Source organism: Pseudomonas sp. SIMBA_068, assembly GCF_046534705.1.
Taxonomy (GTDB): Bacteria; Pseudomonadota; Gammaproteobacteria; order Pseudomonadales; family Pseudomonadaceae; genus Aquipseudomonas; species Aquipseudomonas putida.
The window spans coordinates 1-267 of the sequence record NZ_JAWRYI010000639.1 but is presented as its reverse complement, the minus strand read 5'-3'; the positions used below and the strand labels follow the sequence as shown (position 1 = coordinate 267).

At 70.8% G+C, this 267-nt stretch carries 1 protein-coding gene; it reads right to left on the bottom strand.

Annotated elements, in window-relative coordinates; translation table 11 throughout:
• Window positions 1–267 (bottom strand): DsbA family protein (locus tag SB756_RS30775; protein ID WP_410913329.1); only part of this gene is annotated, 267 nt, incomplete at both ends.

Below are 267 nucleotides of genomic sequence, written 5' to 3'. Positions count from 1 at the left end.
CCAGCTGGCCGTTGCGCTCGGCCAGCAGGGTGGGGAAACCGGCAATACCCAGGTCCTGCGCCCAGGTGAAATCAGCGGCGGTGGCCACACGGGTGTCGGCGCGGGCGAAGGCCTCGGCGAACGCCGCACGGTCAAAGCCTGCCTGTTCGGCCAGTTCGACCAGTTGCGGCGCGGTGGTGACGTCGACGCCGGCCGCGTAGAACGAGCCCTGGATCAGCGCCAGCAGTGGCCAGACGCGCTCGGCGTCCAGCTCGCGGGCAGTGACCA